Raw genomic sequence first — 18,270 nt, 5'->3', positions numbered from 1 at the left:
TTACACGCAAAAAGACCTCTTGCCGTAAGGCAAGAGGTCGCATAGTTATAGTGATTCTATTAGAGTATACACCTATACATATATAGGTAGAGTTCTCCTACTACGTTCCCTTACTAGCCTCACAGGACTAATTTAAAAGGTTCAAATGTGCGCTCTTCGGTCTCTCGTACCGATTCATTAAGCTTATTAGATATTATAAAGCAAGAGTGCTTAAACGTCAAGATATTTCTGTATAGTTTATACTATCTATAGGAACACGATCAAGCATTCATTAACTGAAAAAGACCGCCATTTCTGGCAGTCTTTTTCGGAGTGTTATTATATTGCAACCTATTACATAGGTAGAAAACTTATAGTTTAGCAATAACTTCTTCAACAAATGCTTTTGCATTAGCTAAGTCGTTTTCATCTGGATGAGATGCTGCTTGTGCATGACGTGCATCACGTTCAGGGCTTTTACCATGGTTATGACCTTCTGGGAACATTTTGTACATCATTTCGATTACTTTTGGATCTACTTTACCTTGGCATTTAAAGTAACCTACTGGTGTTTGACCATTTGGTAACAATTTCGCAGCTGCTTCTACAGTTTCTTGTGCATGAGGAGATACTGGAGGAACCCCTAAAGTACAGAATAAAGCTACTTTTTCATTTGTGATTTCTTTAAGCACTGCTTGTGCCGCTTTATCAGCGTTACCTTGGTCTGCCCAGAAACCCATAAATACTACATCATAAGATGCTAAATCAGCTGGAACTTCTTTCACAGATACACATGGTGTACCAGCAGGCAAAGCACTTGCCATAGCTTCTGCTACTAATTTTGTATTGCCTGTACGGCTTGAGTAAACTACGATTGCTTTCATTCATCTTCCACACTTCTAGGAAGTGCGCTCCTTTTACATAACATAAAAAAACTATAAATAATATATCATTATTTTGTATCTAACATTGTAGCCTAAGGCACAATGTTCATATATCAGATATACATCCGCAGGCATTGCCTGCGGATACTGCACTCTCATTACAGAAGTGATTTTAAACGTACTATAGTATGATGCAGCCTACCAACTTTGACCTGGTATACCTGATTCCACTCTATGAGTGGCTATAGAACTATTACAGGAAACTATATTGTTTGGTTTGGTTTGGTAAGGTGTGTAGGAGTTCACCTGTAATAGATACTACCTAAATATTTTTCTTAAATGGACTATGTCCTACTGTGCCATGATCACGTGTAGTTTCAACATCTCCAGGATGTCCCTTTGGAATGCCCGCTGGGTGTCCTCCCATTGGTACTCCTTCTGGATGACCTTTTGGAATGCCTGCTGGGTGTCCTTCCATTGGTACTCCTTCTGGATGCCCTTTGGGAATGCCTGCTGGATGTCCACCTGCTCCATGTGGATGTTTAGGTACACCTGCTGGGTGTCCTCCCATTGGTACTTCTTCTGGATGTCCTTTTGGAATACCCGCCGGATGTCCGCCCGCACCATGTGGATGTTTCGGAACACCTTCAGGATGACCACCTACATGTGGATGATCTTTGGGTTTTCCACCGTGGTTTTGAGCTGCGATATTTTCATGTAGCAATGTGCTTTCACCCGTTAAGATGTACTGAACACATTCAATAACGGTTTGTGTAATATTGACATGCCAGAATCCACCAGCCGTTGTTAAGCGATATAATACGCCATTATATTCCATCAAACCACGAGTTACCCAAGTATCAAGTAACCAACGTAAATCTTCTAATTTTGCATCCATATCAATTAAAGCGTCTAGGTTTAAAACACCTCGCTCCAAGGAACTGATTACATAGTTAGAGAACTCTTGTAGTTCAGATTGTTTCATAAGAACCATAAATGGCTTTTTACCTTCTTCTACAAGGGTTTCATATGGAGGTAATACGCGATGTAACATTGTCATATATCCACCTAAATTACCACCGGCACCACAGCCAAATGGATACATTGGATATCCAGCTTTCGCCATAGTGTTGTACATAGAGCGTTCACGTGGTGCACGACTCCAATGAGCTGCGCTTAGACGTGTGAAATCACGTTTCATCAAATATTTGACAGCCGCTTCATACATCAAAGCTTGCTCTTTAGTAGTAGCTGCTGGGCTTACTTTACCGCGCTCAATCAAGCTTTGTAAATCACTATTTTCAAAAACATTTAATTGATACAAGTCCATACCATCTGCTGCAGATTGTTCAAGAAGTTTTAAATCTTCCATCCACACATCCATCGTTTGATCTGGCAAACCGTAGATTAAATCTACAATCACAGAACATTGTTGATATGCCTTTAATTGCTCTAATCGAGACAATACTGTATCCTGATCATCTAAACGACCTAATTGACGACGTACGTGAGTATGGAAAGACTGTACCCCTAAGGACATACGGTTTACACCATGGCTCATCCATACATCCATTTTTTCAGGCACCAAGTCGTGAATACGACCTTCTAATGTCAACTCATAGTCATTGGCCAACGGAAAATATTCTTGAATAGCAGATAACATGCGTTTTGCATTATTAGCTGATAACGATGTCGGCGTACCACCACCGATAAAGATAGTGTGAATCAATCCATCGCGGAACCGTGGCTGATCTGCTGCCATTTGCATTTCTTTCAATAACATATCTACATATTTATCTTCTGCATCTTGATTCGTAGCATGTTGATAGAATCCACAATAGGTACATTTAGTTTGACAGAATGGGATATGAATATATGCCGTTTGCATTTGCCCTGGAACAGGCGGTTGTTGCATTAATTCATTCCATACACGTTGTGCCTCATCCTTTTCCAAAGGACGACCACTTAGACCAGCATGTACCGCACGCTTGCTTGTGAAAGCGTGTGTTAATGGTGTCGCTGTGTCGAAACCAAGTTGAATATTACGTTGTTCCTCCGACATGGAGTCAAATAAACTTTTTAAATCCATAATTCCTCCTGAATTATTTCTTGTGCCTTTGCACTAGTCACCATTCAAAGTGTAGTACACTGTGAATGTATTTGATACTGATGAGCCACTACCATTTGGATAATTACCTATGTTATAGACAACATCTTGGGTATGACTGTTTAAAATACCAGGTCCACCACCTGCCGAAACAGAGGCTATATTACCGCTCGCATCAATGGTTACGCTAACTGTAACACTACCTTGTAAGTTACGTTTTACTGCCATTGGAGGGTACGTACCTTGTGCTTGGGCTTGTACAGTAGCCACAAATCCTGCCCAGTCAAACGGTGCATTACCAGATGTAGTACCTACACCATCTCCATTACCTCCGCCACTGCCAGAGCCAGATCCACCACCGCTACCAGAGCCGTTACCGCTACCATCGCCAGTACCGTTTCCTGTTCCGTTACCGCCACCAGATCCACCACCAGCACCTTGGTTTGTAGATGTTCCATCACTTGCACCTGTAGCTGCGTTGGTAGATGTTGGCACATTCACAGCATCATCCACTGGTACCGGAGATGATAAACTTTGTTGCGCTGCTTGTACTTTAGCTTGTACAACTTCTTGTGAAAGTGGTTGAGGGAAGGATACCCCGCCACCACCGCCACCACCACCTGCGGATGCTTTTAAATCGTCGGAAATAGACATGTCAATTTCAAAAGCATTTTCGGTTTGTTTATGCTCTACTACGGATACTAAAGCAATACCTAACACAACAGCTAGGACAATGTGGATTACAACAGAGATTATGTAGGATTTTTTCCAGGAAATATATTGTTCCATGTGTCATCCTTTCTAGCTAGCAGCAATTGAGAACTTCTTAACCCCAATCGTTTTTAGCATATCCATAATGGCAACCACGAATCCATGTTGCGTATTTTTGTCTGCTTGTAATAATACCGCTGTATTTGGATTTTCTCCTACTTTGCTAGTAATGTAATTACGAGCCTCATCGATACTATATGGTTTAGAGTCAATCAAAATATGACCTTCTTTATCTAATGTCAAGATCACAGGACTTTGTTTGACTTGTGTTGCTGATTGTGCTTGCGGTAATTGTACACCCAAGGACTTTTGTGCCACTGTTTCAATGCTGTTCATCATAAAGAAAACGAGCAAGAAGAAAATGATATCGATCATTGGCACAATCATAAACTCAGGCTTCATTTTTAATCGACTATTTTGAAACATGAGAATCACTCCATTGTTCTTTCATACCATTTAATAACACTACAGATAATGTCTCTGTATCATTGATGATGGCATCCATTCGATGACTGAAATATGTGTAGACACAGAAAGATAAAATCGCTACCAATAAACCCGTTGCTGTGGCAATCAAGGCTTCACCCACACCACCAGAGATGGCAGATGCACCGGAACCACTGTCCAAGACACTGAAAGTACCGATCATACCGGATACTGTACCCAATAAACCTAATAACGGAGAAATGGTTACGATAGCGCTTAAGTAGTCCAAGTGAATTTTTAAGTGCGACGCTTCGATCATCATTTGTTCAGAGAACGCATTTTTCATGCTTGTTTCTGTGTTAGAGTATGTCAAACCTGCATTCAAAATACGACCAGTTGCCGTTTGATTTGCCGCGCACAATTCTTTCGCTTTCACCCAGTCATTGTCTTTTACTGCAAAATATACATCATGGCTAAATTCTTTTAGCAATGCTGTATTCGCTTTGAAATATGTATACCGTTCAATAGCAATAGCAATGACGATAATCGATAAAATTACCAGTGGATACATTACTAATCCACCGCTGTTAAATAATTGTACAATGTATTTAAGGCTGTCCATGTTTTTACCTCCATTAAAAATATGATAATATTTATCAGCTTGTAGCCATCATAACAGATTAAATACTTTTAAATCTACTCTAAAAAGCTCCTATTCAATCCATTCCGACATTTTATTTTTCTTTCTATATTCACTAGGCTTATATCCTGTAATAATCCGAAATGCTTCCGCAAATTTACTAGCATTCTCATATCCATATCGATTAGCTATACTGAGAATACTATCATCTGTATTTCTTAAATCTTTTGAGGCTTCCTTGATTCGCATATATTTAAAATACTGATGGATGCTAGTACCATAAATTCCTTTGAAACATTTTTTTAATGCTGTCGGTGCTAATCCATATGTTTTTGACAATTCATCAATGGTCGGTTTTTGGTGTAAATTCTTCATCAAAAATTCATGCATACGTTTCACACTTTCTACATGTTTTCGTTCAAAGTATGGCATGCAGCAATTATGATTCGATGTAATAGTGCTTAATAACAATATGATTTCCATACATTTCAGTTGAAATAAGTTAGGCATTACTTCTTCTGGCACATCATATAAACTTTTAAAAATTTCACTTAATCGAGATTCCCTACGACAAACAAAACCAAATTCGAATTCCTGACAAAACCGGTTGCACACGTCCCTCAGATCGATGCGATCATGACCTACGAACTTATTCACCATCTCTTGGGCCTTAGGGATATAAATAGATAAATTGATACCTTTGTAATAAGAAGTAGGAAATTTTGTTGAGTGCACATAAGTAGGAGATTCTTTCCACCCTACCGAAATATCATTTTCATCCATATACAACACTTTTCCATTATCAAAGGCACACTCAATACGCCCTTCTTTACAATAATGGATTTCAAACATACCCTCTAAGGGTTTTGCACGATGACGGATTTCTTTCATAGTTACCTCTTGGAACGTTAATTCTACGCCACCGAACACGGGATAACTATGCATCTTTGCATTACCTTGTGAAGTATTCATCTCATACATAGTTCCGTACTCCACCTTTGTACTAGATAATAAATCCACGTCCATCACTTTCGTTTTAAACGTTTCAAAAGTATTCATACTATTCTGGCTCATGTTCCTCCTTTCAAAAAAGCCCATTTGCCGTTTCACAAAACTAACAAATGGGCCTCTTACCGAACTACATTGCCTACTTTAATCTGAGTATCATTTCTAATACTCATTATATTTACAATTAGCAATGATTGTCAATATAAACTTTGTCTATCTAGATTATTTTAAATAAAATCATAGAATTTCAATTTGCATAATATCTTATAACAAAAGGAATAACTGTTCATATAAAGCAAACAATTTAATCATTAACTCACGATATCTTTTTAGATTATTTGTATAAAAATTTGATTATTTTCCCAAAATTCTATTCAATAAATTAGTAATATATTCTGATGACTTGCCATTATTTTTCATTTTCTCAGAAACTTGAGGAATCAACAAAAATCTAACCGGTAAATTCGAAGCCCCTGGTGACATGTATTCTAACAATAAATCTTCTGGTTTATCAAAGACATCTAATAGCTGTGTGTCATAAATCGTTTGATGCCCCAAGTACGGACCTTTTACAGGCACATCATAGGTATGTGTACCTTTAGAAGATGTAATCCTAAATGTACCGCTGAACGCACCTCCTAACGGGTTAAAATACAAGGCATAGGGAGTGTTCCCTTCTGTGTGCAACACGTATACATTGGAAATACCATAATTCCCCTTATTTTTTACCACCTTACCATTTGTCGTTTCATCAACACCGCTAATGAAAGCATCTTCTCGGTCATTGGCAATTTCAAAACTAGCTGGACCAGCCTCACTATTAAACTGTGGTTCTACCACATGGAATCTACGCATGCCTTCATAGGTACCACGCAACTCTACATCATCTATAGGATGAATTGGTAGCAATGGTAAACCATAGGTAACTGTTGATTTAGGTTCCATCACCGCCACAGAGGCATAGACTGGTTCCGAAGTTGAAAAATCGATAATACCACTAAATAAGTCATCTTGCTTCATCAGGATTTTTTCCAACTCAGTGAAAATAGGTCGTACTTCTCCAGGTCGTAATACAAATTCCTTCGCATCGGTATCTTGTGATACTAAAGAAATAGTGCGTGATGTGGTATCTTTTTTGATTTCTTCTTCCACTTGCTTTAACTTTATTTTTCGAGATTGAACAAGGCTCTCTTTTTGTTGTTTAATGTCTTTTTTCATCACCTTAGAGCGAACAGGAATATTGACTCCTTCTTGCGCCCAAGCTCCTAAACCTAATTCTGCCGTAGCCATTTCTTTTTTAGAAAGCTCTCGTCCTACTTTAAAATAGTCTGGACTCGGCTTCGCATAAATAGCTCGTTCAATCTCTACGAATGCTGGGGCATTCCCCTTGTTTTCCAATAAAATACCTACTTTCATAGGTTCTGTTCGTTCGTTTACATGGTAAAAGTAAATACGACTTTTTCCATGTAGTGTACCTGCTGCAACAATTCCAGGCTCTTTTACATATTCAGGACTATCTGACAATAATAATGTATCTATCTCTTTTACAGTTTTCACTGCTAAAGGCGTAAATGTATAGTCATCAATATTGATAGTTTTGGGAGCTTGTCCATAGGTAGTGCTCATACCTAATAAGGCTAGTACACTACCTAGCAAGCACCGTTTCCATTGTGTTGTATTCATCAATTTCATAGTTCCTCTATTCTATCGTAAGTCCATCCGGCTCCCACTGCAATGCGATAGTTTCTAATTTACGCAAACGATGTCCAATGCCAGATTTTGTCAATTCTCGTTTATATTTTGTTTCATACGCATCTACTAATTCTTGCAAACTTCCATCTGGAAATTCTTGTCGCAACATAGCTGCCTCATAAAGACGAATTGGCAAGGAATCTAAGCCTTGATGCTTATCAATAATACGGATCGCATCGAGTTGGCGTACTGCTGCATTCACTGTTTTTTGTAAGTTCGCTGTTTCACAGTTTACTTGTCGATTGATAGTGTTGCGAACATCTTTCATAATACGTACATTTTCAAAATTCATCAGTGCTGATTGAGCTCCCATGATTTGTAAACATGACGTCACCGCATCACCTTCTTTTAAATACACTACAAATTCTTCTTTCCGCTCTACTTTCCGTGCATTGAGACGAAACATTTTTAATACCCGAATAATCTGGTCCGCAAAATTTTCTTTCGTTGTCATAAACTCTAAATGGTAATCACTTTGCGGTTTATTTACGGAACCGCAACCAAGAAAGGCGCCTCGCAAAAAGGCACGCCGGGACTCCATATCTTTTAGCCATGCATCTGGTATCATAGCATCTACTGGCCATAATTGTAACTCTTCTAGGGCAAGACGGCTTGGCTCTGTTGGTTCTACCGTCAAGGTATACATATTTTTCTTGCGTAAGTTTAGCCCTTTACGCACTAGTACAGAGGTAGGTAAATCATACTGTTCTTTGATGATTCCTAGCACCCGTCTAGCCACGGCATTATTAGCCGTCACCAAACGCACCCCTACACGTCCTTGCATACCTAATAAGATGGACCCACCCATCCGTAATAAACAAGAGGCCTCTACCTTGGATGCCCACGCATCTTCTGTTTTAAATTGGCACAATTCATTTTTTACATCTTCTGCAAATGACATAGCCTCTCCTTTACTATTTCTACTAGAAAATAGAGCCTCTAAAGGCTCTACTTTCATACTTAATGATCTTCTCGTTGTAAATAATATTCTAAAATATGCGGTTCAATATCTGTCTGTAAGGCATAGACTACATCCATGACCACCTTAGCTAACCGATCTGAATTATGAATTGCTTTATCTTGACTATCTACTAGATTTGCTCGAATTGTACGAACCCCCATCGATTGCAACACGTCCATATCTACGTCTACTGGTTCTTGCCCCGCTTGTTTATAATGTTCCAATGTGGCATCTTGGATTCTGTTATCATTCACAAGGACTGTATCGATAATTCCCACCTCACTATGTGCTTCAATGGCTTTCACATGGTCAGATACAGTATACCCATCTGTTTCACCTGGCTGCGTCATCACATTGCAAATATAAATCTTAGCCGCTTTAGAATTAGCAATGTGATCTGCTACCTTATCAATCAATAGGTTCGGCATTACCGAAGTATATAAACTGCCCGGGCCTAAAATGATGGCATCGGCTTCATCAATGGCTTGCAAGGCAGCTCCTACCGGAGATGGTCTATGTGGCTCAGTATAGACCTTCGCAATTGGCTTACCCGCATTAGGGATATTACTTTCCCCTTCTACGATAGTGCCATCCGTCAATTTTGCAATCAGTTTGATTTCTTCTGTAGATGATGGAATAACACGTCCTCGAACTCGCAATATCTTGCTAGAGGCTTCTAAGGCTTTTTCCACATCATCTTTCAGCACTTGAGTCATAGCTGTTAAGAACAAATTCCCAAAACTATGACCCGATAATTCTGCTCCTTTAGTAAATCGATACTGGAATAGTTCTTCCATGAGGCCTTCTTTTTCCGCTAATGCTACTAAACAGTTTCGCAAATCTCCAGGAGCAATCATCTGAAAGTCTTCTCGTAACCGACCAGAAGAACCTCCATCGTCTGCTACTGTAACAATAGCGGTTAAGTTCGTGGTTTTACTTTTTAGCCCCCGTAATAGCATAGACAATCCTGTACCACCACCAATCACTACGATTTTTGGTCCTTGTCCTAAGCGAATTTTTTCAAAAATATAATCGCTCACGCCATCTTCTGTATTTGGCAAAATCGCATTCACAATGGTCTGAATGAGCTTACGTATCCCCCACAACATAGCCACTATACCCGACACAATACCAGCCAAGCCAAGACTGGCTATGACCGTATAGTTATAGGAGCCTGTGAGATGGAATAAAAATTCTAAGAAAATATCTTCAAAGTTGCTAATCCACTGGTAGTTCATCATCATAAGAACACCCACTACCAGCCAAATCGTGCCTAAAGAAAATAGGAATAGCCACCGCTTAATATTAATGCCTGGCGCAAACCAGCGCATCCAATTATTATATTTCATAGGCTTGAGAGACGAAAGAAATCGTCCCACTCCTTTCTTTTATAGGTCTAATCTAGAACGTGGATTCACATCTTCTTCTACATGATTACGCATCATATCACGATGTTCCACGGAAACATTACAGCCTTTTTCTTTCAAATGTGTATACAATGCCTCTGCCATTGCTACGCTACGATGCATACCGCCTGTACAGCCTACAGCTACTACAAATTGGCTTTTTCCCTCTTGTTCATAGTTTGGTACAAGGAAATCTAGTGTAGTAAAGAAATGCTTTTTAAATTCATCAGTCACTTCAAAGGAGTGAATATACTCTTTTACCACCGGTACACGCCCCGATTTATGACGATATTCAGGAATGTAGTATGGATTCGGCAAAAATCGCACATCCCATACCATATCCGCATCATTAGGCATACCAAATTTAAACCCAAAACTTACCACCGTAATCGCCATTCCATCGGTTTGTTCTTTCACGTGGCTAAAGGTACGGCGCATAAATGATTTCAACGCCGATGTTTTCATGTTTGTGGTATCGATAATATGATCCGCTTTACTACGTACATCCGCCAAGAGTGCTCGTTCTTGTGAAAGTCCTGTACTAATGCGACCCGATGGTGCCAATGGGTGACTGCGACGTGTTTCTTTATAACGACGAATCAAAGTATCATCGCTAGCTTCCATGAATACAATTTCATAAGGCACATTCATCGCCGTCAAATCTTCTAGGGCGCTATTCAAATCATCAAAAAATTCACGACTACGGATATCTACTACTAAGGCTACTTGACTTACTTTAGTGCCTGCACTTTGACGACAAATTTCACTAAACTTAGGAATCAACACAGGAGGAATATTGTCGATACAGAAATATCCCATATCTTCCAAGACTTGCATCACTTGTGTTTTACCTGCTCCGGACATACCGGTCACAATGATTAAACGAAACCCTTCCATGAGGCCCTCCTACAAAATTTTATAATACATTCGCTTCAATCCATTTAGCGACACCATCATTTTCATTTGTGTCGCATACTTCTTTGGCAATCGTCTTCACATGGTCCTCAGCATTTCCTACTGCCACAGAATGGCCCGTCGCTTGTAACATAGAAATATCATTTTCCGAATTACCAAAGGATACCATCTCTTCTAAATCGATGCCCAATCGTTCACCCATGAAGGCTAAAGCTTCCCCCTTAGATACATGAGGTGCCACGATTTCTAAGAAGTTCACCTTGGACCGAACTAAATCAACCATATGGCCTACTTCTTCGGACAGAATAGCAATGACCTCTGTCATACGTTCAGGCTCTTCTACCACTAATAGTTTATTCGTCCCTTTTTGAGGTTCATAGATAGCGTCCCCTACATACACAGCCTTGGCATCTGTAATCTCTTCATAAAGACGAGAAAACTCTGTTTCACTGTGTACTAACAATTCATCATCAATATAGGACTGAATATAGATATTATGCTCTTTTGCAATGGCTAATACTTTACGGGCTACCTCTGGTGGAATCGCTCGTTCCCAAATAAGTTCCTTACTTTCCACACGTTGAATGACACCGCCAGAATACAGTACCATCGGTACATCGCCTAAGCCTAAACGATGTGCTACAGGATATGCCGTTTGGTACATACGGCCTGTGGCAATAAGTACCTCAATTCCCTTCTCCTGTGCTTGTTTAAGCACATCTTTTGTATAGTTAGACACGGTGTTATCATCACGTAACAGCGTATCATCTAAATCTATGGCTAATAATTTCATAACATCACTCCTTCATCATATCTTTCATTATACCATATAACAATATATAACTACTGTATAAGTATCACTAAGATACAAATAGTTCTATATGAAATGATATAAAAAATACCTCAACCATAGATATTAGCCATAACTATTAAATAAGCGCCACCACATTGGAGAAAACAAAAAACGACAGATTATACATCTAGTATAGTACTAGTATGCAAACCTGTCGCAATTGTGTTTCTTTATAGTTTAATACCCTATTGATACATTAGGAAAATAGATGATCTATACCATCCATATCCAGAATCGTACCAATTGTAAATGGTCCAAAAATACCAAATCGTGCGCTTACTTCATCAAAACGCATTTCATTGACGATTTTTTTAAACTGAATGGGATCATCACTCATCAAGGTAATACCCCATTCCCAATCATCCATGCCAAAAGCACCCGTCGTAAACTCTTTGATAGTGTCCTCATATTTTTTGCCAATTTGACCGTGAGAACGCATCATGCTACCACGACTTTGACGATCCAACATATACCAATTATCTGTCAGATTACGTTGCTTCGCCATAGGATAAAAGCACATGCACGCCAATCTAGGAATTTTTGGATATAACCGAGCTTGTACTTTGGGATGGTCCTTCGGAGATTTCACATAATTGCTTACTTCAATCACAGATACGAAAGAAGATTCTGGCTGTAATACACTAAAGATTGGTAATTTTTTTAGTGTCAATTCTACTTCGTTCAACTCTTGCAAACTTGGTTGCAAGAACCAAAACATAATATCTCCCTTGTGACCATTGATTTGGTACATAGCATAGCTACTTGTATGGGCCTCATGAGCTGTTTCTAAATTTCCAATAAACCCCTTGAAAGATTGCAATGCTTCACTTTGTTGCTCAGCAGACCAGCTTCTCCATTTTTCAAAATTGATGGAATAATTAGCGTGTAAGCTAAACCAACCTTCGTATGTTTCAGGTACTTTTTCTAGTCCTGTTATTTCTGGACGCCCCTCCACTGGACCTGTTCCATGATGTCCGTGGTTAAATTCTGTATGTGTATCCATAGGAACTACCTCCTTTGTTTCTTCTTTCCATGCTTCTACCAATTCATAGGCTTGTTTAATGCCATCTGGCATGCCTACCCCTTTAAATGGCGTTCCAATCAATGCCAATCCTGGGTAGTTCTGTACCACATGTTCCATGATTGTTGCGATTCTATCTTTATGACCCACTTCATATTGAGGCATGCTTTTTTGTAACCGCACTACTTCCATCCATTCTGGATTTCCTGTAAACTTCAATATATTTCGTATTTCTGAAAGCGCCAATTCACACAGTTCTTCTTCACTGTGCGTATCTACCGTAGAGTCTGTAGGCTTCCCTAAAAAGACGCGTAATACCACTTTGTCTTGTGGTGTCGTTTGTGGCCATTTGCTAGAAATATACGTACATGCCGTCAATGGTGTCTCTGTACTGCGGGTGATGACAAAACCTGTGCCTTGCAATGGTTTTGTAAAAGCTGACTTCGGCAAACTCATAATGACAATGGCACAAGAGGATTGTTCCATATGCCGCAAGTCTTCAAATTTTTCATCTCCCACAAAAAATTTTTCATACGCTTTAGGTGGCGTAGTGATCACAAGACGGTCGTAGGAGTCTGTACCGTTTTGTGTTTGCACTCTATAGATCTTATCTGCGTATGATGCCTCTAGCACCTCAGTCGATGTGTGCAAAGAAACGTTCTTCGGCATTTGTTCTACAAGAGCATCTATTAATGATTCTAAACCTCCCGTTAACTGGGCAAATTGACCTTCTGTAACAGCCCCAGATTGTTTGCGCATACCTTGCATAGCCATCATACCTTTGACCAAGTTTCCATGCTTTTGTTCTAATTGACGAAATTCTGGAAAGGTGCCCAGTAAACTTAAGCGTTTTAAGTCTCCGCCGTAGATACCCGCTAAGAGGGGTTCAATTAATAAATTGACTAGTTCATCCCCTAAATGATAGCGGAAAAAGGCATCGATACTCATATCCTCGTTTCCTGGATATGGTTTCTTAAAAATATCTAATCCAGCTCGTAATTTACCAGACCAGCTCAATAAACTAGACATAGCAAAGGGAAGAAATTCTGTGGGAATCCCAATGATAGAGCCACCAGGGATAGGTTTCATTTGACCTTGATGGTAAATATAGGATTCTCCCGTAGCATTACGCACTAAGGTATCACCTAATCCCAATTCCTGTACCAAATCTGTCATAGATGTTTTTCTCGCTAAATACGAATCAGGGCCCACTTCTACCACATAGCCATCACGACGTTTTGTTTGTACCTTTCCACCCCAACGATTCGAAGATTCCAGAACATGAATCTCCCAATCAGGAAACGCCTTACCCATATAATAGGCGGACGATAGGCCAGTTAAACCACCGCCAATAATTGCTACTTTCAAATTATCCCTCCTTCCAGAGAGCTATTACTACACCATGCGCCATGGCTTTCACAAAGAGCGTATCATGATCTGGCATAGGTACACGTACATACGACATACCTAAGTGATCACATTGTTCACGACGTTCCACGTCTAAATCATAGGACACTTCCATATGGGTGCATGTAAAGCCGATAGGAATATATACCACATGGGTATAGCCATCTGCGCCCGCTTGCTCTGTCACCATTTCCACCGTAGGTCTTAGCCATTCCCCACGAGTGCCTGCACTTTGCCAAGCTAGGATAGCATTGGGCAACACCAATTGATCTGCTATGGACTGCATCACCCGTTGTAAGCTATGCACATATCCATCATAGGAAATTTCTTGCATCAGTGGCACACTATGGGCTGTAAAGACATACAGCGGTTTCGCCGTAATAGGCAATGTACGCATAGTCTTCTGTACTCGATCTGTCCAAGATTGCACTAATGACGGTACATCCGCCCAATTCTGTACTACCTTCCATCGGTCATTCATAAACGGTTTCAGTGGCTCTAGATAGGATGCATTTAATATGTCTGTTCCATAAGGATTCATCATGAGCACCACTACTGTATCATAGTGATTCAACTCCTTGGCTACATCCCCGATGAGTGGCTCTATATATTTATGAGCTTGTACCACCGTTACCTTTGCAATGGGTAGTTCGTTTTGTAGTTCTTCTTGCAATCGCTCTGCTTGCCATGAGGTGGACTCCATCAATTGGGATTGTCCACCAATGCATTCATACTTATGTCGCAAACCTTGTAATTCTTCGTCACTTGGAGCATGACCTCTCCGTATGCGAGTGTAATACTCTTTCACATCTTCTAAGGAACGGGGAGAGCCATAATCTAATACCAATACACAAACTTGTTGTATCTCTTTATCCTCTGTCATGTACATACTCCACTATGTTCCGCAACACTTTAGGATTCGCATCTGGCACAACACCATGGCCTAAATTAAAAATATGCTTTCCATGAGCAGCACCTTCTGCCAAAATACGATCAATTTCACGTTGAATCGTTTTCCAATCTGCGAATAAATAGGCAGGATCTAAATTCCCTTGTAATGTTTGCTTGATACCCATCGCGCTTGCTTCTGCAATGGAGCACCTCCAATCACAACCGATTACATCTAATGGCAATTCTTTCCACACAGGAAATAAATGCTTCGTGCCTACGCCAAACATAGTGATTGGAATATGGGGGTATCGTTCCTTAATGGTCCCAATAATACGTTTCATATACGGGAATACGCCACTTTCATATTGTTCTATAGAAAGGGCTCCAATCCAAGAATCAAAAATTTGAATTGCATTCACACCCGCCTGAATTTGACCTTCCATATAAGTAACAGACATGGCAGTCAATCGCTCCATCAAAGCATGCCAAATCTCAGGCGTTGCCACTAAACATTGACGAGTTTTCTGGTAATTCTTAGAAGGTCCACCTTCAATCATATAGCTAGCCAATGTGAAAGGAGCTCCTGCAAAGCCAATTAAGGGAACTGTGAGCATTTCTTTCGTCAACATTTGGATCGTTTTCACCATAAAGTCCAACGATTCTTCTACCACAATATCCCGTAGCTTTTCCACATCATCTTTGGACCGAATGGGATTGGAAATCACTGGCCCTATACCCGATTTTATGTTCACATCTACGCCCATAGGCACCAAAGGCGTCATAATATCTTTGTACAAAATAGCCGCATCTACATCATACTCATGAACAGGCAGCGCCGTCACTTTTGCACATAATTCCGGTTGATGAGTAATCTCAAATAGGCTATATCGCTCTTTTATCTTGCGATACGCCTCTTGACTTCGCCCCGCTTGACGCATAAACCAAACTGGTCTGCGGGACACCGACTCACCTGCAATCATTTGCAAATAATCTTGTCGTTTTTCCATATATAATTACACCTTACCTTTTACCAAACCAAACTTGGATTCTATAATCTATTGTAGCATATGGCGCATGTATTTACCTATATATTCTTTCACTACATATAAAGTGCATATCGATTTCTATCTATAAGGTATCGTTAACTGGTTAAAAATACTCTTACTTAGTATGACTGTACAGATCTTCATTATATACAGTATATTTTGTAAGCCATGCATGTAAAAAGAGGCTGTAACAAACATGTAAAACGTACATGTTGTTACAGCCCTCAAATCCCTTTATAGGGTTAATACCTCATTTAACAAGAAGCCCTTAATACCTATATTTTATTGTTATATGTCTTGTATCCTTACATACTCTGCTCCAAGCATATGAGCAATTTCTTTCCCTCGATTCATACGAACAAAGCTAGCATCGGTATCAATCACAATCGTTTGTATCCTCTGACTGATAAGCCAGTCACCAACTTGTTCTAGCCCTTGTAGTGCTTGTGAGGTGACCTTCCCATCTGTAATAATTACGACCTTTGCCTGTACATGCCCCATTTGAGACATGTCGTTGCCTATCTGTTTGACCGCTTCCTCAATGCCTTTTACAAAGGGCGTTCTCCCTCCAATCCGAGCTGTTTCCAATGCTTTAGGGATGGTCTCAATTCGCTGTGTCAGCGGCACCACACATTGCGCCCCTTGCTTTTGAAAGGTGATGAGCGATACATACTGTCGTTTTACATACATCATCTGTACCAATTGTGAAAGTAACTTCTCTGCCCCCTGTAATCGTTGTCTCTGCCCCATAGATCCACTTGTATCAACTACTAAATAGATGGCTTCTTTTGGCATTTCCTGATACATAGCATATCTGACATCTTCTATAGTTAGCCGAATCGGTACTTGCCGACTACGTACAATCCCTTGTACTATCGTTGGTATCCATGCAATGGTTCGCCCCGTAATTCCTTGACGATGTACCTTAGGGCCTCGACCGTCATCACTGATGTCTATGTGTTTCTTTGCCGGCTCAGATTGCAACATCCCATATAAATGTAACACCTGCGTTTCCACTGCTTCTGAAAGTGCAAAGGACTCCTCTACCTTACCTCTATGGGACTCACGTTGGCCCTCTCCGCTCGTATCCTTTTCTTTCCCTGTTCCATCATATCTAGTAGCTAATTCCTCTTCTGTCTGATCAGATTCTAGAGTAGTTTGCTCTATTGGTTGTTCCTCGTGAGAACTATCCCTATCTGTCGTCATCCCTTGAGTCACCTTTCCCGTTGACTCATCACGGTCGTTCTCCCTATCTATCCCTTGTGAGCCATTATCTTCTTGTTCTCGGTTTGAACTGGCCTCTTTCGATTTCTCTTGTTCGGTTCTTGTTTCATCGGATGGCATTCGGTCAGATGAATCTTGCGCCTCTCCCTCTTGCTGTGTCCAAGGGTTCACTAGGTTCTTCATTTTCTGTGGTAATGTCCATGGAAGTACTGTTTCTACATCAGTAGGCTCCACAAATTGATGGCCTTTTTCTCTAGCTAAACCTATGGCCGCTTTTAGTAAAATATATTCCATGCCCATAAAGGAAATGTTGAATCTCTCTACTAGACCGGAAATGTATGTATATATGCTATCATGCACGGTGGGGGTTCTAGGTGCATTCATCAATTCCCCCTTAGGACGAATCGACTCTTCTCCATGAATTCCATATACATCTACTGATATTCCTTCCCCGTGGTAACTTTCACGAGTCGCACCGTTCTCATATATATCTGCATGGTCTCTATCTGCTAGGACTCGCACTCTAGTGTTCGCATCCGGTGATTCTATGGGTATCCACAAATCCATATCATAGACCCATTGGGATAGCCCTTCTATTCCCGTATAGGTCCCAATGATTTGTAGCGGTCTTCCCGCTTCGTACCGATGATTTTGCTCGTAAAGAATCCGTAACCACATGGACCGGTCAAAGTGATCCAATCCTTCGCAGATGAGCAAGTCATACACGTCCCAAGGATGTGCTTGTTTTGCAATTTGAGCTGTTTCTAAGGTCCTTTGTATATTCACCGCTTCCTGCACATAGCACTCACATCTGTATGAGATGTAATCGTCGTATAGATTCGGCCCCTATCATGCAATGCTTGCAACAGGGCATACGTTTTTCCCGTTCCCACTTCACCTGAAATCAGTAATGTCCGCAACAAAGGTTCTTGCAAAAAGAGGCGAATGGCTGTATTCATTTGTATACTCATACCATTCA

The 18,270-nt window shown here is 40.3% G+C and carries 16 protein-coding genes; all 16 read right to left on the bottom strand.

Annotated elements, in window-relative coordinates:
* Positions 1-350: 350 nt before the first annotated feature.
* The 16 genes from EO121_RS05335 to EO121_RS05255 all read right to left on the bottom strand — a co-directional run bounded on the left by EO121_RS05335 (position 351) and on the right by EO121_RS05255 (position 18,262).
* On the bottom strand, positions 351-863 hold the full coding sequence (locus EO121_RS05335; protein ID WP_009353675.1) for a flavodoxin family protein: 513 nt from the start codon (positions 861-863) through the stop codon (positions 351-353).
* A 322-nt stretch (positions 864-1,185) separates the two neighbouring features.
* Positions 1,186-2,952 (bottom strand): heme anaerobic degradation radical SAM methyltransferase ChuW/HutW, encoded by a 1,767-nt coding sequence (hutW, locus tag EO121_RS05330; RefSeq protein ID WP_127166585.1) that lies wholly within the window; start codon positions 2,950-2,952, stop codon positions 1,186-1,188.
* Positions 2,953-2,985: 33 nt separating this feature from the next.
* Positions 2,986-3,759 carry an energy transducer TonB gene (locus EO121_RS05325; protein WP_127166583.1) on the bottom strand — a complete coding sequence of 258 codons (774 nt, stop codon included), beginning with the start codon at positions 3,757-3,759 and terminating at the stop codon, positions 2,986-2,988.
* 12 nt (positions 3,760-3,771) lie between these two features.
* Complete coding sequence (locus tag EO121_RS05320; RefSeq protein WP_127068636.1) at positions 3,772-4,167, bottom strand: biopolymer transporter ExbD; 396 nt, start codon at positions 4,165-4,167, stop codon at positions 3,772-3,774.
* Positions 4,154-4,789 (bottom strand): MotA/TolQ/ExbB proton channel family protein, encoded by a 636-nt coding sequence (locus EO121_RS05315; protein ID WP_127166581.1) that lies wholly within the window; start codon positions 4,787-4,789, stop codon positions 4,154-4,156. The genes EO121_RS05320 and EO121_RS05315 overlap by 14 nt, the downstream gene beginning before the upstream one ends.
* 90 nt (positions 4,790-4,879) lie before the next feature.
* On the bottom strand, positions 4,880-5,881 hold the full coding sequence (locus EO121_RS05310) for an AraC family transcriptional regulator (RefSeq protein ID WP_164725874.1): 1,002 nt from the start codon (positions 5,879-5,881) through the stop codon (positions 4,880-4,882).
* Between the two features lie 288 nt (positions 5,882-6,169).
* A complete protein-coding gene (locus EO121_RS05305) occupies positions 6,170-7,507 on the bottom strand; it encodes a hypothetical protein (protein WP_127166577.1) in 1,338 nt (445 codons plus the stop codon).
* A 7-nt stretch (positions 7,508-7,514) separates the two neighbouring features.
* A complete protein-coding gene (gene whiA / locus EO121_RS05300; protein WP_127166575.1) occupies positions 7,515-8,468 on the bottom strand; it encodes a DNA-binding protein WhiA in 954 nt (317 codons plus the stop codon).
* Positions 8,469-8,527: 59 nt separating this feature from the next.
* Complete coding sequence (gene yvcK / locus EO121_RS05295) at positions 8,528-9,877, bottom strand: gluconeogenesis factor YvcK family protein (RefSeq protein WP_164725873.1); 1,350 nt, start codon at positions 9,875-9,877, stop codon at positions 8,528-8,530.
* A 39-nt stretch (positions 9,878-9,916) separates the two neighbouring features.
* Complete coding sequence (rapZ, locus tag EO121_RS05290; protein WP_127166573.1) at positions 9,917-10,831, bottom strand: RNase adapter RapZ; 915 nt, start codon at positions 10,829-10,831, stop codon at positions 9,917-9,919.
* A 19-nt stretch (positions 10,832-10,850) separates the two neighbouring features.
* Complete coding sequence (locus EO121_RS05285; protein WP_127166571.1) at positions 10,851-11,642, bottom strand: Cof-type HAD-IIB family hydrolase; 792 nt, start codon at positions 11,640-11,642, stop codon at positions 10,851-10,853.
* Between the two features lie 256 nt (positions 11,643-11,898).
* Positions 11,899-14,091, bottom strand: coding sequence for a protoporphyrinogen oxidase (gene hemG / locus EO121_RS08770; RefSeq protein WP_240629391.1), 2,193 nt, complete (start codon positions 14,089-14,091; stop codon positions 11,899-11,901).
* A 1-nt stretch (position 14,092) separates the two neighbouring features.
* A complete protein-coding gene (hemH, locus tag EO121_RS05270; RefSeq protein ID WP_164725872.1) occupies positions 14,093-15,013 on the bottom strand; it encodes a ferrochelatase in 921 nt (306 codons plus the stop codon).
* The gene (hemE, locus tag EO121_RS05265) at positions 15,000-16,028 is read right to left on the bottom strand and encodes a uroporphyrinogen decarboxylase (protein ID WP_127166567.1); all 1,029 of its coding nucleotides are present in this window, start codon (positions 16,026-16,028) and stop codon (positions 15,000-15,002) included. Before hemE ends, hemH begins: the two co-directional genes overlap by 14 nt.
* A 327-nt stretch (positions 16,029-16,355) precedes the next feature.
* On the bottom strand, positions 16,356-18,077 hold the full coding sequence (locus EO121_RS05260) for a VWA domain-containing protein (RefSeq protein WP_127166565.1): 1,722 nt from the start codon (positions 18,075-18,077) through the stop codon (positions 16,356-16,358).
* Positions 18,074-18,262 carry a hypothetical protein gene (locus EO121_RS05255; RefSeq protein ID WP_127166564.1) on the bottom strand — a complete coding sequence of 63 codons (189 nt, stop codon included), beginning with the start codon at positions 18,260-18,262 and terminating at the stop codon, positions 18,074-18,076. The genes EO121_RS05260 and EO121_RS05255 overlap by 4 nt, the downstream gene beginning before the upstream one ends.
* Positions 18,263-18,270 lie beyond the last annotated feature (8 nt).

Source organism: Veillonella sp. CHU732 (assembly GCF_003992085.1).
Lineage (GTDB): Bacteria > Bacillota > Negativicutes > Veillonellales > Veillonellaceae > F0422.
The sequence above is the reverse complement of the archived record's forward strand: the minus strand, read 5'-3'. Positions and strand labels throughout refer to the sequence as shown.

Bases quoted from the DNA above. Each gene is read 5' to 3' on its own strand.
- hutW (WP_127166585.1), bottom strand. From the start codon at position 2,952: ATGGATTTAAAAAGTTTATTTGACTCCATGTCGGAGGAACAACGTAAT.
- EO121_RS05325 (WP_127166583.1), bottom strand. From the start codon at position 3,759: ATGGAACAATATATTTCCTGGAAAAAATCCTACATAATCTCTGTTGTA.
- EO121_RS05255 (WP_127166564.1), bottom strand. From the start codon at position 18,262: ATGAGTATACAAATGAATACAGCCATTCGCCTCTTTTTGCAAGAACCT.
- rapZ (WP_127166573.1), bottom strand. From the start codon at position 10,831: ATGGAAGGGTTTCGTTTAATCATTGTGACCGGTATGTCCGGAGCAGGT.
- whiA (WP_127166575.1), bottom strand. From the start codon at position 8,468: ATGTCATTTGCAGAAGATGTAAAAAATGAATTGTGCCAATTTAAAACA.
- EO121_RS05305 (WP_127166577.1), bottom strand. From the start codon at position 7,507: ATGAAATTGATGAATACAACACAATGGAAACGGTGCTTGCTAGGTAGT.
- EO121_RS05310 (WP_164725874.1), bottom strand. From the start codon at position 5,881: ATGAGCCAGAATAGTATGAATACTTTTGAAACGTTTAAAACGAAAGTG.
- EO121_RS05320 (WP_127068636.1), bottom strand. From the start codon at position 4,167: ATGTTTCAAAATAGTCGATTAAAAATGAAGCCTGAGTTTATGATTGTG.
- hemE (WP_127166567.1), bottom strand. From the start codon at position 16,028: ATGGAAAAACGACAAGATTATTTGCAAATGATTGCAGGTGAGTCGGTG.
- EO121_RS05335 (WP_009353675.1), bottom strand. From the start codon at position 863: ATGAAAGCAATCGTAGTTTACTCAAGCCGTACAGGCAATACAAAATTA.
- hemH (WP_164725872.1), bottom strand. From the start codon at position 15,013: ATGACAGAGGATAAAGAGATACAACAAGTTTGTGTATTGGTATTAGAT.
- EO121_RS05285 (WP_127166571.1), bottom strand. From the start codon at position 11,642: ATGAAATTATTAGCCATAGATTTAGATGATACGCTGTTACGTGATGAT.
- yvcK (WP_164725873.1), bottom strand. From the start codon at position 9,877: ATGAAATATAATAATTGGATGCGCTGGTTTGCGCCAGGCATTAATATT.
- EO121_RS05315 (WP_127166581.1), bottom strand. From the start codon at position 4,789: ATGGACAGCCTTAAATACATTGTACAATTATTTAACAGCGGTGGATTA.